17 protein-coding genes are annotated in these 15,971 nt (G+C 64.5%); 7 read left to right on the top strand and 10 right to left on the bottom strand.

The annotated features are described in order from the left end of the window. The first annotated feature begins 132 nt into the window (after positions 1 to 132). Together CAF78_RS10005 and CAF78_RS10000 are read left to right on the top strand one after the other, a co-directional pair. On the top strand, positions 133 to 807 hold the full coding sequence (locus tag CAF78_RS10005; RefSeq protein ID WP_085675263.1) for a COG3650 family protein: 675 nt from the start codon (positions 133 to 135) through the stop codon (positions 805 to 807). Positions 808 to 910: 103 nt separating this feature from the next. Continuing rightward, positions 911 to 2,518 (top strand): NAD(P)/FAD-dependent oxidoreductase, encoded by a 1,608-nt coding sequence (locus CAF78_RS10000; protein ID WP_085675262.1) that lies wholly within the window; start codon positions 911 to 913, stop codon positions 2,516 to 2,518. A 165-nt stretch (positions 2,519 to 2,683) separates the two neighbouring features. On the opposite strand, the gene CAF78_RS09995 is transcribed toward CAF78_RS10000, so the two are convergent. The 6 genes from CAF78_RS09995 to dinG all read right to left on the bottom strand — a co-directional run bounded on the left by CAF78_RS09995 (position 2,684) and on the right by dinG (position 10,870). Further along, positions 2,684 to 3,148: a glycine zipper 2TM domain-containing protein gene (locus CAF78_RS09995; RefSeq protein ID WP_085675261.1), complete on the bottom strand. Its 465-nt coding sequence runs from the start codon at positions 3,146 to 3,148 to the stop codon at positions 2,684 to 2,686. Between the two features lie 223 nt (positions 3,149 to 3,371). After that, positions 3,372 to 4,019, bottom strand: coding sequence for a pyridoxamine 5'-phosphate oxidase (gene pdxH / locus CAF78_RS09990; RefSeq protein WP_085675260.1), 648 nt, complete (start codon positions 4,017 to 4,019; stop codon positions 3,372 to 3,374). A gap of 19 nt (positions 4,020 to 4,038) precedes the next feature. Continuing rightward, positions 4,039 to 5,016 (bottom strand): OmpA family protein, encoded by a 978-nt coding sequence (locus CAF78_RS09985; RefSeq protein WP_085675259.1) that lies wholly within the window; start codon positions 5,014 to 5,016, stop codon positions 4,039 to 4,041. 99 nt (positions 5,017 to 5,115) lie between these two features. Beyond that, the gene (locus CAF78_RS09980; protein ID WP_085675258.1) at positions 5,116 to 6,261 is read right to left on the bottom strand and encodes a serine hydrolase domain-containing protein; all 1,146 of its coding nucleotides are present in this window, start codon (positions 6,259 to 6,261) and stop codon (positions 5,116 to 5,118) included. 145 nt (positions 6,262 to 6,406) lie between these two features. Next, positions 6,407 to 8,644, bottom strand: coding sequence for a beta-galactosidase (locus CAF78_RS09975; RefSeq protein ID WP_085675257.1), 2,238 nt, complete (start codon positions 8,642 to 8,644; stop codon positions 6,407 to 6,409). Between the two features lie 81 nt (positions 8,645 to 8,725). Continuing rightward, positions 8,726 to 10,870 (bottom strand): ATP-dependent DNA helicase DinG, encoded by a 2,145-nt coding sequence (dinG, locus tag CAF78_RS09970; RefSeq protein WP_085675256.1) that lies wholly within the window; start codon positions 10,868 to 10,870, stop codon positions 8,726 to 8,728. Between the two features lie 98 nt (positions 10,871 to 10,968). Here dinG and CAF78_RS09965 point away from each other — a divergent pair, with 98 nt between their 5' ends. After that, entirely contained in the window at positions 10,969 to 11,433 is a 465-nt protein-coding gene (locus tag CAF78_RS09965) for a CopD family protein (protein ID WP_085675255.1), read from the top strand. A 73-nt stretch (positions 11,434 to 11,506) separates the two neighbouring features. On the opposite strand, the gene CAF78_RS09960 is transcribed toward CAF78_RS09965, so the two are convergent. The 4 genes from CAF78_RS09960 to CAF78_RS09945 form a co-directional block, all read right to left on the bottom strand. Next, on the bottom strand, positions 11,507 to 12,265 hold the full coding sequence (locus CAF78_RS09960) for a collagen pro alpha-chain precursor (protein ID WP_085675254.1): 759 nt from the start codon (positions 12,263 to 12,265) through the stop codon (positions 11,507 to 11,509). Then, a complete protein-coding gene (locus CAF78_RS09955) occupies positions 12,258 to 12,533 on the bottom strand; it encodes a DUF1145 domain-containing protein (RefSeq protein WP_085675253.1) in 276 nt (91 codons plus the stop codon). The genes CAF78_RS09960 and CAF78_RS09955 overlap by 8 nt, the downstream gene beginning before the upstream one ends. 101 nt (positions 12,534 to 12,634) lie before the next feature. Beyond that, positions 12,635 to 13,348 (bottom strand): OmpA family protein, encoded by a 714-nt coding sequence (locus tag CAF78_RS09950; RefSeq protein WP_085675252.1) that lies wholly within the window; start codon positions 13,346 to 13,348, stop codon positions 12,635 to 12,637. Positions 13,349 to 13,436: 88 nt separating this feature from the next. Next, positions 13,437 to 14,129, bottom strand: coding sequence for an OmpA family protein (locus CAF78_RS09945; protein ID WP_085675251.1), 693 nt, complete (start codon positions 14,127 to 14,129; stop codon positions 13,437 to 13,439). 160 nt (positions 14,130 to 14,289) lie between these two features. Here CAF78_RS09945 and CAF78_RS09940 point away from each other — a divergent pair, with 160 nt between their 5' ends. From CAF78_RS09940 to CAF78_RS09925, 4 genes are read left to right on the top strand one after another with little or no spacing between them, the layout of a single operon-like run. Continuing rightward, positions 14,290 to 14,784 carry a DUF6231 family protein gene (locus tag CAF78_RS09940; protein ID WP_085675250.1) on the top strand — a complete coding sequence of 165 codons (495 nt, stop codon included), beginning with the start codon at positions 14,290 to 14,292 and terminating at the stop codon, positions 14,782 to 14,784. Between the two features lie 2 nt (positions 14,785 to 14,786). Next, positions 14,787 to 15,263: a YchJ family protein gene (locus tag CAF78_RS09935; RefSeq protein ID WP_085675249.1), complete on the top strand. Its 477-nt coding sequence runs from the start codon at positions 14,787 to 14,789 to the stop codon at positions 15,261 to 15,263. Positions 15,264 to 15,265: 2 nt separating this feature from the next. Continuing rightward, positions 15,266 to 15,739, top strand: a complete 474-nt coding sequence (locus tag CAF78_RS09930) for an LEA type 2 family protein (RefSeq protein ID WP_085675248.1) — start codon at positions 15,266 to 15,268, stop codon at positions 15,737 to 15,739. Between the two features lie 7 nt (positions 15,740 to 15,746). After that, on the top strand, positions 15,747 to 15,950 hold the full coding sequence (locus CAF78_RS09925; RefSeq protein WP_060486211.1) for an SEC-C metal-binding domain-containing protein: 204 nt from the start codon (positions 15,747 to 15,749) through the stop codon (positions 15,948 to 15,950). The last annotated feature ends 21 nt before the right edge of the window (positions 15,951 to 15,971 follow it).

Here is a 15,971-nt window from a genome sequence, read left to right as displayed (position 1 = left end):
AATCTGTGGGATCCCTGTGGGAGCGGGCTTGCCCGCGTAGAAGCCGGCACAGGTGTACCAAAGGCTTGTGATCCCCGCCGAGCCTGAGTAACGTGGCCAGCTCTTTGGCAAAGATTCCCCGGAGCCCGCCCCATGCGCCTCACCCCTACCCTGCTGCTCAGTGCCCTGCTGCCCCTGTTCGCCGGCTGCCAGTTGCTGGCCGAGCAGCCCCGTGACCCGAACATCGGTACCACGCGCATGCAGGGCGAACTGAGCGCAGGCGGCGACCGGCTGTTGTTCAAACCCTGCGGTGAGAGCCGCCACTTCGTGATCAACGACGTCGCCGGCACTGGCATCCTCCAGGAGTCCGTCAACCTGGCCAAGGACGCCAACGCCAAGCTCTTCGCCGACGTGCGCGGGCGCCTCACCGGCGCCAAGCAGGCCGACAACGATGGCCAGCTGGAGGTCAGCCGCCTGTACCGACTGGAGCCCTCCACCCGCGCCTGCGACGACCCCAACTTCAAGCAGCTGACCTTGCGTGCCAATGGCCATGAACCGGACTGGGACATCAAGGCCAGTGGCAAGGGCATGGTGCTCAACCGCGTCGGCAAAGACCCGCTGCCCCTGCCGTTCCTCGAAGAAGAAGTGCCCGGCGGCGGCCTGACCCTGACCAGCGAAGCCAACGGCCAGCACGTTGAACTGTGGGTGGCCCCGCAACGCTGCGTCGATGGCGCCACGGGCGCCGTGCGCCACCTGCGCGCCGAGCTGCACATCGACGGCCAGACCCTGCGCGGCTGCGGTTACTACGGCGGGGCGCGCGACAACTGATCGCCGGGCGCTTTTATCCTGCCAGTCGGGGCGGCTAACAGCTTATACTTGGCGGTTTGTGTAAAGCCGCCGGCCGCCCATGGCCGGGATACTGGACCCTGCCATGCTACGAATCACCGAACTGAAGCTGCCCCTGGACCATCCCGACGAAGCCCTGCGTGAAGCCATCGTCCAGCGCCTGGGCATCCGCGACGAGCAACTGCTCAGCTTCAACCTGTTCAAACGCAGTTACGATGCGCGCAAGAAGAACAGCGAACTGCTGTTCATCTACACCATCGACCTGCAAGCCAGCAACGAAGCCGAGCTGCTCGGCAAGTTCGCCGATGACCACAACATCGGTGTGGCACCCGACGTTACCTACAAGTTCGTCGGCCAGGCCCCGGCCGACTTGCAGCAACGCCCGATCGTGGTCGGCTTCGGCCCGTGCGGTATCTTTGCCGGCCTGCTGCTGGCGCAGATGGGCTTCAAGCCGATCATCCTCGAACGCGGCAAGGAAGTGCGCCAGCGCACCAAGGACACCTGGGGCCTGTGGCGCAAAAGCGTGCTCAATCCCGAGTCCAACGTGCAGTTCGGCGAAGGCGGCGCCGGGACCTTCTCCGACGGCAAGCTCTACAGCCAGATCAAGGACCCGAACCACCACGGCCGCAAGGTCCTGGAAGAGTTCGTCAAGGCCGGTGCGCCAGACGAGATCCTGTACATCAACAAACCGCACATCGGCACCTTCCGCCTGACCGGCATGGTCGAGCAGATGCGCCAGGACATGATCGCCCTCGGCGCCGAAGTGCGCTTCCAGGAAAAAGTCACCGACCTGCTGATCGAAGACGGCCAACTGACTGGCGTGGTGCTGGAGAGTGGCGAGCAGCTGCACTCGCGCCATGTGGTCCTGGCCCTCGGCCACAGCGCCCGCGACACCTTCCGCATGCTGCACGCCAAGGGCGTGTACATGGAAGCCAAGCCGTTCTCGGTGGGCTTCCGTATCGAGCACCCACAAACGCTGATCGACAAGGCGCGCCTGGGCAAGTACGCCGGCCACCCGAAACTCGGCGCGGCCGACTACAAGCTGGTGTACCACGCCAAGAACGGCCGTTCGGTGTACAGCTTCTGCATGTGCCCAGGCGGCACCGTGGTCGCGGCCACCAGCGAACCGGGCCGCGTCGTTACCAATGGCATGAGCCAGTACTCGCGTAACGAGCGCAACGCCAACTCCGGCATCGTCGTCGGCATCGACCCCGAGCGTGATTACCCGGGTGGCCCGCTGGCCGGCATCGAGTTGCAGGAGCGCCTGGAAGCCCACGCCTACGTCATGGGCGGCAGCAACTACCAGGCGCCGGCGCAGTTGGTGGGCGATTTCGTCGCTGGCAAGCCGTCCACGGCCCTGGGCAGCGTCGAGCCGTCGTACAAACCCGGGGTGACCCTGGGTGACCTGGCGCCGAGCCTGCCGGACTTCGCCATCGAGGCCATCCGCGAGGCACTGCCGGCATTCGACCGCCAGATCAAAGGTTACAACCTGCATGATGCGGTATTGACCGGGATCGAAACACGCACCTCGTCGCCACTGCGGATTACCCGCGGCGCTGACTTCCAGAGCTTGAACCTGAAGGGGCTGTTCCCGGCAGGTGAAGGTGCGGGGTATGCCGGCGGCATTCTTTCGGCAGGCGTGGATGGTATCCGCATTGCCGAAGCCGTGGCTCGCGACATTCTCGGCCTGTAAAGCTACCGGCCTCTTCGCGGGCACGCCCGCTCCCCCAGGAATGCTACTGACTCAAGAACAGTGGAGTACCTGTGGGAGCGGGCGTGCCCGCGAAGAGGCCGGCGCAGGAAAACAAAAAACCCCGAATGGGCCTGGTCCATTCGGGGTTTTTATTTGCCGCTGCGATCAGTGCGAAACGCGGCTGGTACCGTCAACGGTCATGATGCGCACGCGGTCGCCCACACGGAAGATTTCATTCTCCTGCACGGCCTGAACATAAGCGCGCATGCTGCCATCGTCTTCACGCACGGTGATTTCCACGCCCTGGGTACGGGTGATGCCTTCCTCGGCAGCCGAACCTGCCAGGCCACCGGCCACGGCACCGATCACTGCAGCGACGATGCTGCCACGGCCACCGCCAACGGCGCTGCCGGCCACGCCACCGACGATGGCGCCAGCGCCACCGCCGATCGGGGTCTTGGTGCCTTCGATCTTCACCGGACGCAAGGATTCGATGGTCCCCATGCGCACGGTCTGCACGCGACGGGCCTCATCACGGGAGTAACTGTCACCGGTCAGGCTCGAGGCACAGCCACCGAGCAGCAGCGACAGGGTGGTGAACGTCGCCACCAGCAAAGCGGATTTACGCATGAGTACAATCTCCAGAAAACAGGTGTCCATTAGACGCTGCGCATAGACGGCTGTCACGGCGCCAACGCGAAAATTTTATTTCCATTCAGCCCCTGTACAGCCACCGAGGACAGTAATGCGGGCGTTACAGCTCAGACCAAGCATAGCCACGGATTACTGCATCGTCGTGTGCAGACGGTGTGGTATCAGGAAGGCAAGGGGCCGCAGAAGCGGCCCCAGGTAGTCAAGGCGCCAGGCGCTCTCGCACCCACTGCCCGTCGACCAGGCGGTAGTTCAAGCGGTCATGCAGGCGGCTGGCCCGCCCCTGCCAGAACTCGACCCGCTCCGGCAGCAGGCGGTAACCGCCCCAATGCTCCGGGCAATGCGGCTGGGTATCGGAGAAGCGCGCCTCGGTGGCCTTGACCAACCCTTCGAGTTCTTCACGGTTGGCAATCACCCTGCTCTGCGGCGAGGCCCAGGCCCCCAGGCGGCTACCCAGCGGGCGCACCTGGTAATAGTCATCCGACTCCTTGGCCGTGACCTTTTCCACCCGCCCTTCGATCCGCACCTGGCGCTCCAGCGCCGGCCAGAAGAAGGTCATGGCAGCGAACGGATTGGCCAGCAGCTGCTGGCCCTTGGCGCTGTCATAGTTGGTGAAGAAGGTGAAGCCACGGTCATCGAGCCCCTTGAGCAGCAGCACCCGGCAATGCGGGCGGCCCTCGCCATCGACCGTGGCGAGGGTCAGGGCGTTGGCCTCCACCGGTGGCTGCTCGGTCTTCACGGCATCGGCAAACCACTGGTGGAACAGGGCGAACGGCTCACCCGGGGCCTGGGCTTCAGCCAGGCCATCACGGGTGTAGTCGCGGCGCATATCGGCCAGGGATTGGGTCATGGCTGCGGTTCCTTGACGATCAGTTGGTCTTCGCAGGGCTGTTGGCGGCTACTTTCTTGTCGGTGGTAGCAGCCTTCTTGGCGGCAGGCTTGGCTGGCGCGGCTTTCTTCTTGGCGGTGGCCTTCGCCGCAGGCTTGGCAGCGGCTTTCTTCGCTGCTGGCTTGGCGGCCGGTTTCTTGGTCTCGACAGGCTTGGCGGCAGGCGCCTTGGCATCCTGCACGGCAACCATCGCAGCCGGGGTTGCCACCGGGGCAGCCTGCTGGTACTTGGCCAGCAGGGCAAGCATGGTGTTCTGCGGCGTCAACAGCATTTCCACACGACGGTTCAGTGCGCGGCCTTCGGCGCTGTCGTTGGCAGCACGCGGCATTTCCGAACCCATGCCCTTGAGCGACAGGCGGTCACGCTGCAGGCCACTCAGACGGAAGATCGCCGATACCGAGGCGGCACGCTCCAGGCTCAGCTTCTGGTTGGCGGCAGCCACGCCGCTGCTGTCGGCATGGCCGAGAACCAGCACGGCAGTCTTCGAGTCACCTTCGACAGCCTTGGCCACGCGGGTGATCGGGCCCAGGGTCATCGGCAGCAGCATGTTCGGGCGGTCCGGGTTGTACGAGCTGTCGACCGGGATGGTCACCACCAGCACGTTGTCGCGGCGTTCCAGCTCCAGCTTGCTGTCCTTGACCGCTTCACGCAGCTTCGGCTCGTACTGGTCCAGCCAGGCCTGGGTGGCCTTTTCGTCAATCTTCGGCACCGCCGGCCCTTTGGCCTGCTTGTCGTCACCGCCAAACGGCCACCACCAGTGGCTGGCGCTCTCGGACTTGGCATCGGCCTTGGCGACTTTCTCGGTTACCGCCGCTTTCACTTCCTTGTCGGCTACCTTGTCGGAACCGAACGGCCACCAGCTGCTGCCGCCGTCCTTGGAGGCGTCCTGGGAATGGCTGGCGCAACCGGTCATGGCGGCCAGGCACAGGGCGAGAGCTAAGGTTTTATGTGAAGACATCAGCGATACACCATGAAATTGAAAGATATTTTGCCAACGCACTTCAGGCGTTGGCATTGAGGATAGTCAAAGGGGTTGCGTAATACCCGCTTTACCCGATCAAAGGCAAGTGCCAAGCACGCGTACCAGCTGCTGGGCTCTTGGATCCATGAGCACGTAAGGGCCGAGGGTGTTGACCACGAAGCCGAAGGCCACGTCGTGCTCCGGGTCGGCGAAACCGACCGAGCCGCCCGCGCCTGGATGGCCGAAGGCCCGGGCGCCGAGGCCGAAGGTGGCGTTGGCCACATCGGGCTGGTCGAGCATGCAGCCCAGGCCGAAGCGGGTCTGGGTCAACAGGGTACGATCCTGGCCAAGGCTGTGTTCACGGGTCAGTTCGTCGAGCAGTTCGGACTCGAGCAGGCTGCCGTCGAGCAGGCCCGCGTAGAAACCTGCCAGGCTGCGCGCATTGCCGTGGCCATTGGCCGCCGGCTGTTGCATGCGCCGCCATTCGGGCTTGTTGGTGCTGGTCAGGATGGCTGGCGGGTTGGTGAAGGCGCGCGTCGACAGCGCCTCGGGTTCACGCATGGTCACCTGCAGCAGGCGCTGGGCGGCGGCATCACCGGCGTTGCCCTTGCCTCGGGCGATATGCGCCACGCGATGGAATTCTTCGTCGGCCAGACCGACGTGGAAGTCCAGGCCCAGCGGCCGGGCGGTACGGGCAACGATCGACTCACCCGGGCCACGGCCATCGACGCGGCGGATCAGCTCGCCGATCAGCCAGCCGTAGGTGATGGCGGCATAGCCGTGTTCAGTACCGGGCGTCCACCAAGGCGTTTCGGCGGCCAGGGCATCGACCATGGTTTGCCAGTCATACAGGGCCTCTGCCGGCAGCAGCTCGCGGATGGCGGGCAAGCCGGCACGGTGGCTGAGCAACTGGCGCAGGGTGATGTTCTGTTTGCCGGCCTGGGCGAACTCCGGCCAGTAGCGCGCTACCGGTGCATCCAGGGCAAGCTTGCCCTCACCCACCAGCTGCAGGGCCGTCACGGCGGTGAAGGTCTTGGTGCAGGAAAACAGGTTGGCGATGGTATCGCTGTGCCAGGCCTGCTGGCCGTCCTTGTCGGCACTGCCCGCCCACAGGTCGACCACGGTCTCGCCACCGACCTGGATGCACAGCGCAGCGCCACGCTCCTGGGGATCTTCGAACAATGCCGCAAACGCTTCGCGCACCGCTTCGAACTTCAGCTCATAGTGACCCTGGATCTGCACCCGCTGTTCTCCGTACGACCTTGCTGACAAAGGCGTGCATTGTTTCAGTAGTTGGCGGTTTTGCCTACTGGGCAAGGCCGGATGGTCTGTGCCGAATACTGCCGTGTCATCTGTGCCGGGGGCACACAGCGCCCCCGGTAGACCTTCAGGGGGCCTTTTTCTCCAGCTCGCCACGCAACTGACCAACGGCCTGCAGGTTGCTCTTGCGCACCGCTTCGACGAAGCCTGGGTACGGCACATCGGTGATCGCCACCAGGCCCAGGTGGCCGTTCTCGCCATCGAGCAAACGCCCACTGGCCGGTTGGTCGAGGTACTGGAACCAATGCACGCCCACGATCATCGGCTGTGCCAGGGCGGCCTTGAGGAAGTTGCCGTAGGCCGGCCCACGGTCTTCTTCCCTTGCCACCTCGACCGGCCCCGGCCAGAACGGCCCACGATCGCGGGAGCCGAACTGGAACTCGGACACCAGCACCGGCTTGTCGAGCTCGGCAAGGCGGGCAAAGTCATAGCCATCCTCGGGCTTGAGGGTATAGAAGTTGAAACTCAGTACGTCGCAGAACTCGGCGCAGGCCTTGACCGCTTCCGGTGTGCTCACGGCGTAGCGACCGCCCAGCAGCAGGTGGTTGGGCGCATGCCACTTCAGCGCATCGGAAATGGTCTTGAAGTAGGTTTCGGCGAATACCTGCTGGAAATACTGGTAATCACGCTCGATTTCCGGGTGTTCGGGGTTGGGCAGCGGCGCCTCGAAACCTGGGTCTTCCATCAGTTCCCAGGCCTGCAGGTCGATGCCCCAGGCCTTGGACAACCCCTCCTGGTTACGGTACTTGTCGCGCAGCTGCTTGAGAAAGGCGCGCTTGGCCGGCACGTCGGTGGTCAGGCGCAAGGTGCCATAGGCCAGGCCATAGCGTGCCTTGGGGTCATTGCCGGGCGCGGCCCAGGCCAGTTCGTTGTCGGCGAAATAGCCGATCAGCCAGGGGTCGTCACGGTGATCACGCGCGGCAATGGCCACGGCGCGCTCCGTGGCCATGGCAAACCGTGGGTCGAACGGGTCAGGCATGCGGCCCCACCAGTCCATGCCGGTGCTGATGCTGGCATAGTCCCCGACGATCGACAGCGGCAAGGTATAGGGCATGCGCTTGGCCTGGCCGGCGGCCGGGTCGCTCCAGTTGCCCAAAGTGTTGAAGCCCCAGGCCTGCAGCCGGTCCAGCGTGTGCCCCTGCCAACGCTCGGCGTCCAGCACCAGCGGCGGGCACACGGGGGCCGCTTGCCCTTCAACGGCTGGCGGGCACGGTTTGCCATAGGTGCGCTGGATGTTCGCGGCATAGAAGTCGAACCAGCGCCCTTGCTTGAAACTGCGCCCTTGCGACGAGGCGTTGCCATCGTCGTTGTTGCCTTCACCATAAAAGGCCGTCAGGACGTCGCCTTCAGCCGGCAACCCCTTGAACATCCCCTCGCGGCCGGCAACGTAGGTACGCCCGCCATCGGCGGCCACGGCATTGACGCCCAGCGAGAAGAACGGATGCCCCTCCGGCGTGACCAGGTACCAGCGGCCTTCGCGCTTCTGCGTATTGAAAAAACCCTTGGCTGCAAACGCCGGCCCGTCCAGCAAGCCACCGTAACTGTCCAGTGGCTGCTTCTGACGGTCAGCCAACCAGCCCTTGAGCTGTTGCTGTTCGCGGCTGTCGGCGGCCTTGAGTTGCTCGTCGTTGGCAATCTTCTCGGGCCAATGCCCCCGGGTGGACTGGCCGTAGGCATCGATCAGCTCGTGGTAGGCCGCCTGGTAGGCCAGGTTGTCGTCCTGGATGCCGACCTTCTCGATCAGCAGGTTCTGCGCCACTTTCGGGTTGGGTATGCTCAGGCTGATGGACACCACCTGCTTAAGGTCAACCTCACCGGCACTGCTGGTCAACAGCAAGCGCTGCCCTTCGTAGGCCCATGGCATGGGCGGGCCGGCACGCATGCCCTGGCTCAGCGGCGAACTGGCATTGAGCGGCACCATGACGGTCTGCGCAGGCCCCGCAGGCAGGTCGATACGGCTGGTCAGCGTGCGCCCATCGCTGCCCAGGACCGTGACGTCGACGGTCAAGGCCCAGTCCTGGGCACTTTGCATACGCAAGGTAAGAAACTGCCCGGCCGACCAGTCCCACACGCCGCTCTGCGGGCTCAGGCGCAAGGTCGGCCGTTCGACCGGGTTGAACACCACCCGCCTGAGCACCTCGCCTTCGGCTGTCTGCTCCGCGTTGTACTGCGGCATGCCGGTGCCTTCGGTCGCCACATTGACCACCGAGGCCGGGCGAACGAAGCTGAACAGCGTCTGCTGCCCAGCCAGCAAAGGCGTGCTGAACAACAAGGTAAGTACCACGGGCAAGCTGCGGCGAATCATAGGGCTGAAGCTCTCCTTCCAGGCCCTCATGGGCCCGCGACTGAGTGATGGACAACGGGCCGGCGCATCGTGCTCCGACCGTCAGGAAATCTCCCGCCGGAAAGGCGGCAGCGCATTGAGAATAGCCTTGCCATAGCGCTGCGTGACCAGACGCCGATCCAGCAGGGTGATGACACCGCGATCCTGCTCGGTACGCAGCAGGCGACCGCAGGCCTGAATCAGGCGCAGCGAGGCATCGGGCACGGCAATTTCCATGAACGGGTTGCCGCCGCGGGCTTCGATCCATTCGGCCAGGGCCGCTTCGACCGGGTCGTCGGGCACGGCGAAGGGGATCTTGGCGATGACCACATGCTCACAATAGGCACCTGGCAGGTCGACACCCTCGGCGAAACTGGCCAGGCCGAACAGCACACTGTGCTGGCCATCGTCGACCCGGGCCTTGTGCTTGTTCAAGGTTTCCTGCTTGGACAGGTTGCCCTGGATCAGCACCAGCTTGCGCCAGTCGCGATCCAGGCCGTCGAACACTTCCTGCATCTGCTTGCGTGAAGAGAACAGCACCAGCGCGCCGCGGGCATCTTCGACAATGCTCGGCAGTTCGCGAATGATCGCTGCGGTGTGTGCTGCCGCGTCGCGCGGATCGGCCTTGAGGTCGGGGACCCGCAACAGGCCGGCATCGCCGTGCACGAACGGGCTTGGGACCACACAGGTGACGGCATCGCGGGGCAGCCCTGAACGCATGCGGAAGCGGTCGAACTTGCCCAGCGCGGTCAGCGTGGCCGAGGTCACCAGGGCGCCATGGGCGACACTCCATAAGCTGCGCCGCAGCATCTCGGCGGCGAGAATCGGGCTGGCATTGACCTCGATGTCGAACAGCGCTCCGCTTTCGGCCAGGGTCAGCCAACGCGCCATGGGCGGGCTGTCTTCCGGGTCTTCGGCGGTGAACGCGGTCCACAGCTCCCAGTTGCCCTGTGCGCGGGTGACCAGGCTGCCGAACAGCGGGTACCACTCCTCGGCCTGGTGGCTGGCGATGCCGATGTTGACCTCACCGTCCATGCCTTCCTTGAGCAAGTCGGCAAGGCGGGTAAACAGGTCATTGAGGCGGGCGAAGCCTTTCTTCAGCTCGATGCCGACTTCGCGGATCTGCTCGGGCACCACACCGCCCTCGAAGCGGTAACGCGGACGCTCGCGGCCTTCGGTGTCCTCGCTCGGGCGGAAATCGGCAACCTGCTCGCACAAGGTGAACATGAACTGCTGCTGGGTACGCACTTCCCGCGCCAGCTCAGGCACCTGTTCGATGTACTTGCCCAGGTCGCCCGGCAAGGGGTGCTGGGCCAACAGCTTGGTGAGATTCTTGGCGGTCTGCTCCAGCCAGTCGGCCGTGGAGCGCAGGCGCGAATAATGGGCGAAGTGGCCGATGGCCTTGTCTGGCAGGTGGTGGCCTTCGTCGAACACGTACATCGTGTCGCGCGGGTCAGGCAGCACCGCGCCACCGCCCAGGGCCAGGTCGGCCAGCACCATGTCGTGGTTGGTGACGATCACATCGACCTTGCCCATGCCTTCGCGGGCCTTGTAGAACACGCACTGCTGGAAGTTCGGGCAGTGGCGACCGGTGCACTGGCTGTGGTCAGTGGTCAGGCGCGCCCAGTCCTGGTCCTCGATGGCTTCCGACCAGCTGTCGCGGTCACCGTCCCAGCGGTTGCCGGCGAGCTTTTCGATCATGCTGTTGAACAGCTTCTGACTGCGCTCGTCGACCTCGATGTGGAAGCCTTCTTCCTCGAACAGCTGGGCCGTGGCCGACTGCGCGTGGCCCTCCTGCAGCAGGATGTCGAGCTTGGACAGGCACAGGTAACGGCCGCGGCCCTTGGCCAGGGCGAAACTGAAGTTCAGGCCGCTGTTGCGCATCAGGTCCGGCAGGTCCTTGAGGACGATCTGTTCCTGCAACGCCACGGTCGCGGTGGCGATCACCAGGCGCTTGCCGGCGGCCTTGGCGGCCGGGATCGCGGCCAGCGCATAGGCGACCGTCTTGCCGGTACCGGTGCCCGCCTCCACCGCAACCACGGCAGGCTCGCCGGCACGGCGGCCTTCGTCGTCACAGGCGATGTCGCCGAGCACCTTGGCCACTTCGGCGATCATCAGGCGCTGGCCATACCGCGGCTTGAGGCTCTTGGCTTCGAGAAAACGCGTGTAGGCGCCCTGGATGGTGGCTTTGAGTTCGTTGCTGATCATGGTCTGCAGGCGCCCGGAGGGCTGGATATATTTTCAGTGTTTCGCATGGGGCGGCTATCATACCCCGCTATTGCCCTTTGTGCCGCATGGAGATCCGGATGCTTGCCTTTGCCCTGCCCTACACACTGCATGTTCTTGCCGCCCTGGTCTGGGTCGGCGGCATGTTCTTCGCCTGGCTGGTACTGCGCCCGGCAACGGTTGCAGCCCTTGAAGGGCCTGCCCGCCTGCGCTTGTGGGTGGAAGTTTTCCGACGCTTCTTCGTCTGGGTCTGGCTAGCCGTTGCGATCTTGGCGATAAGTGGTATCGGCATGTTGCACATGCGCTTCAGCGGCTTCGAGACAGCGCCCAAATATGTGCATGTGATGATTGGCGGCGGGATTGCCATGTTCGCGCTGTTCATGCGCATCCAGGCATTGCTGTTGCCGGAACTGAAGGCAGCGGTGCAGGCCGAGGACTGGCCGACGGGCGCTGCGGTACTCGGACGTATTCGACGGATGGTGGGGATCAACCTGCTGCTGGGCCTGGCGGTGGTTGCGGTCGCCAGTTCCCGGTTACTGATGTAGCTGGTTTCGCGGTCCTGTAGGAGCAGCCCTTTCGCGACACAAGGCCGCTCCTGCATGGCGTGCGAAAAGTCCTTCAGAGGCGCTGCAGGATCAGTTCACCCTCGGCGCCAGCCAACCCAGGCTGCCCTTCCTGCCCCGGTCGGCCATTGGCCCCGGCATCGGTGCGATATACCAGGCATCCCTTGCTCGCCCCGCCTTTACCCGCCTTGCCGGCTGCCCCGGCCTTGCCCGGCGCACCGCCCTCCAGGCGTACCACGATGCGCTCCTGCGCGAAGCCCTGCGGCAGGCTCAGGCGAATCCGCCCGCCAGGCGCACCGTCATGCCCGTTGCCACCATCATCGCCGTTCGCCCCTTGGCTGGCCTGGCCCCAGGCACAGCCTCCCGCCTGGCCATTGGCGCCATCAAGGCCCACATAACCCGGTGCTCCGGCGCCACCACGGGCATCGATGGCCAAACGCTCGGCATCGACTGCGTCAAGCTTCAACTCCAGGCTGCGCCCGGAGCGGGCAGCCCGCTCGTAAGTGCCGGGCGCCCCTGGCGCGCTGATCTCGCTGCCCTCGCCCAGCACAGCATTGCGTACATCGATGCGCAGCGGTGCTTCGGCGGGTGCGATGGCAATCCGCGCCTCGCGGCCCAGTTGCAGATGATCGACCTTCAGTTCGGTCAACGTGGCCGGTAACAGCAAGGTTGCCGAATCTGCCACGCGCAATTGCTCCAGGTGCACGCTGGCCGACTTGTTCGGCAGGCGCAGCATGGAGTGGGAGGGAACTTCAAGGCTCTGTGCCTGGGCCATAGGCGCGGCCAATACCGCCAGCAACATCAATTTACGCATGGCGAGGCGCCTCCTGCGGACGGGGGATGGACATGACATGGAAAATACCGGTCAGCAGGATCTGCAACCGGTCGAACCAGCGATGGCTGCGGCCTCGCAAGCTGCCATTGAAAAACAGCACTTCAAGAAAATGCAGGCTCAGGACAAAAATGCCCAAGGCATTGATCAACAGATTCAACGGCAATGGTTGCGGCATCATCAGGTTGAACAGCACCACGCCCCAGAACGCCACGGTCAGGACCTTGCCCAGGCCCAGGATGAACTTCATACCCCGCCCCTACGTGTCTATTTATTGTTATGCCTACGCGGCCCGAGCAAGCGCGCCGCGCAGCCAACACTACCTGCATGCCCGGGCAGGCGCCAGCGCAGTCAGTTGAGGTGCAAGTCCACCCGTCGGTTGTGCGCACGCCCTTCATCGGTGGCGTTGTCAGCGATCGGCTCATGGGCGCCACGACCTTCGCTGGTCACCTTCTGCGGCGCCAAGCCCTGACTGATCAGGTACTCGGCGACACTGGCGGCACGGCGTTCGGAAAGCGCCTGGTTGTAGCTGTCGGAGCCGACGTTGTCGGTATGACCGACCACCTTGACACGGCTGACTCCCAGCTCGTTGAGGCGCGGCAGCAGGCTTTTCAGCCGCTCCTCGCTACCCGGCGTGAGGTCGGCGGAGTTGAAGGCGAACATCACCTGGCCCTGGTCGTCGAGGGTGATTACCTCGGGCTTGGGCTCCGGTGCAGGTTGGGAAGGCGGATACTGCGCCAGCGGGCAGCCCATGTGGTCAACCGGGGTATTGGCCTGGGTGTCGGGGCAACGGTCGCGGCGGTCGAACACGCCGTCACCATCCTCGTCACCATCCTGGGCGTAGCAGATCAGCCCGCCAGCGATCGCGCCGAGGGCACCGAGGCCAGCCGCCCAGCTTGAGTTTTCAATGGCGCCAAGGCCACCGCCGACCGCACCGCCGAGCAGGCTGCAGATGGGCCAAGTCCTTTGATTGAGGGGCGCACTGCCGTCACTGTGGGTGGCGCAGCCTGCAAGCAGGCCGGTCACCACCAGCAACGGCAACGCCGCCTTCGACATTACACTCATGATGAATGCTCCTGTGTCATCGGCCGCGACCGGCTAACAGGATTAAAGACGCGCCCGCGCCACTTCTCAAGGCGCGGGCGCCAGGGCGTCAACGCTGGATCTTGATTTCGGTACGACGGTTCATGGCACGCCCTTCGGCCGTGGCATTGTCTGCCACTGGCTGGGTTTCACCAGCACCTGCCACCGAAACGAAGCTGGCGCGAGGCACACCGCTTTCGATCAGGTAATCGGTTACCGCGTGAGCACGGTGCTCGGACAACTTCTGGTTGTACTTGTCGGAGCCCACGCTGTCGGTGTGGCCGGTCACGCTCAGGCGGGCGCTTGGCGCTTCCTGCTTCAGGCGAGTGGCAACCGTGTTCAGGCGTTCCTTGTCGGCCGCCGTCAGGCGCGAGGAATTGAACTCGAAGTGCACATCACGAATGACGATCACTTCCTCCTTCTGCACCACCACTTCCTCGACGACTGGAGGAGGTGTAGGCGGGCAGCCATTGGCATCGACCTTCACGCCATGTGGCGTACCTGGGCACTTGTCACGGCTGTCCGGCACGCCATCGCCGTCCTCGTCACCATCGCCGTGAGCCCAGCAATAGCCTGCCGCCAGGCCACCACCGAGCAGCGCGCCCCAGCCCGCCCAGCTGGAACTCTCGATGGCACCCAGGCCGGCACCGGCGACGCCCCCGACGGCAGCACACTTCGGCCAGTCGGTTTTTTGCAAACCTGCACAACCAGTCAACACACTGGTGAGCAGTACCAGGGGTAACGCTGTGCGTACTATGCTCATTTTCGTAGCTTCTCCTAGGGGGAATCGGCATAAGACCGATCTCTGGGAGTAAAGACCGCGCAACCCATCCCTGCCAGCAATAAGCCACGACGCGGCCACTTGCCTCTATGCCGGCGCACAGCAGCCCGCTAGTCTTGGACGACATGAACGAGGATTGGCAATGACCGACGGTTTTTCCCAGCGCACCCCGCAGCAAGCCCTGGCCGCCCTGCTGGAGCGCTTCACCCCGCAACGCCTGCTGCTGGTGGGCACGCGCTTCCCGGCCCTGGATGCCTTTGCCCAGGCTCACCCGCAGGTGACCATCGAAACCTGTGCGCCGGGGCCATTGCCCGCAACGCTGGCGGCGCAGCGCTTTGACCTGGCGGTGCTGGTGGACTGCCTTGAACACGTGCCAAAACGTACCGGCCTGCAACTGCTGGGCGGCATCCGCAACCTCAACGCAAGCCGCGTTGCAGTGCTGGCCGACCTGCCCGCCTGCGGCTGGCAAGACACCGATTTCTTCTCCCTGGCGCTGCAGGCCAGCGAGAAATTCCGCCGCGATGAGCAGGTGTTGAGCTTGTTCACCTATGATCTACATGACTACAAGCAGGTCCCGGACTGGCTCAACGCCAAGTTCTGGGCCAACCCTGAAAACTTCGGCAAGTATTGGTGGTGATGATGAGTGTCTCGGTTTGCCCTTGTGGCAGCGGCAATCTGCTCGACGCCTGCTGCGGGCATTACCATGCCGGCACCCCGGCGCCCGACGCCCAGACGCTGATGCGTTCGCGCTACAGCGCCTATGTATTGGGGCTGGTCGACTACCTGGTAGCCACGACCCTGCCGGCCCAGCAGGCCGGGCTGGACCGCGCCGCCATCATGGCGTGGAGCGCCCAGAGCACCTGGCTGGGCCTGGAAGTGGAAAGCGCCGAAGTGCTCGGTGGCCAACCCGAACACGCCTTCGTGACCTTCACCGCGCGCTGGCATGACCAGGAGGGTGACCATCAGCACCGCGAGCGTTCTGCTTTCGTGCAGCACGAGCGGCGCTGGTACTTCATCGACCCCACCGTCGCGCTCAAGGCCGGGCGCAACGACCCCTGCCCCTGCGCCAGCGGGCAGAAGTTCAAGAAATGCTGCGCCAGTTACGTCGGTAACTGAGCATGATCGCCGCCTCCCGCCTGCTCCTGCTCAGCGCCCTGCTGATGCTGCTGGCGGGCTGTGCGAGCTGGAGCGAAGACTGGCGCGAGCCGGAACTGCACCTGGACAAGGTCGAAACGGTGAAGGCGCGGCTGCTGCAGCAGGAGTTCGTCCTGCACCTGCGCGTGGACAACCCCAACGACAGCCGCCTGTTCATTCGCAACCTGAGTTATTCGGTGTGGCTGAACGACCTGTTGCTGGCCCAGGATGACGTCAGCCTCTGGCGCAGTGTCGGCGGGCATGCCCGGCGCACGTTCAAGATCACTGCACGGACCAACCTGTGGCAGCACCTCAAGCCATTGGCCAAGCTGCTCAAGAGTGGGCAGCCGCTGCAATACCGCTTGCAAGGCGAGCTGGAGACCGGGCTGATCATCCATCAGGACCTGCACTTGTCGCGCAGTGGTGAGATAATCCCCGGCGATTTCATACCGGAGTAACCCTGCAATGACTCAGCAACCTCATGTTCATGGCCCGGACTGCAACCACGGTCACGATCATCAGCATGATCACGACCACGGCCATGTACACGGCCCGCACTGCAACCACGGCCACCAGGAGCCGGTGCGCAACGCCCTGAAGGACGTTGGCCGCAACGACCCGTGCCCATGCGGCAGCCAGAAGAAGTTCAAGAAGTGCCACGGCGCCTGATGCCTTGAACGCCGGTACCTG

This window comes from Pseudomonas sp. R28(2017) (assembly GCF_002112505.1).
Classification (GTDB): domain Bacteria; phylum Pseudomonadota; class Gammaproteobacteria; order Pseudomonadales; family Pseudomonadaceae; genus Aquipseudomonas.
This window is presented reverse-complemented; position numbering and strand designations above follow the sequence as displayed.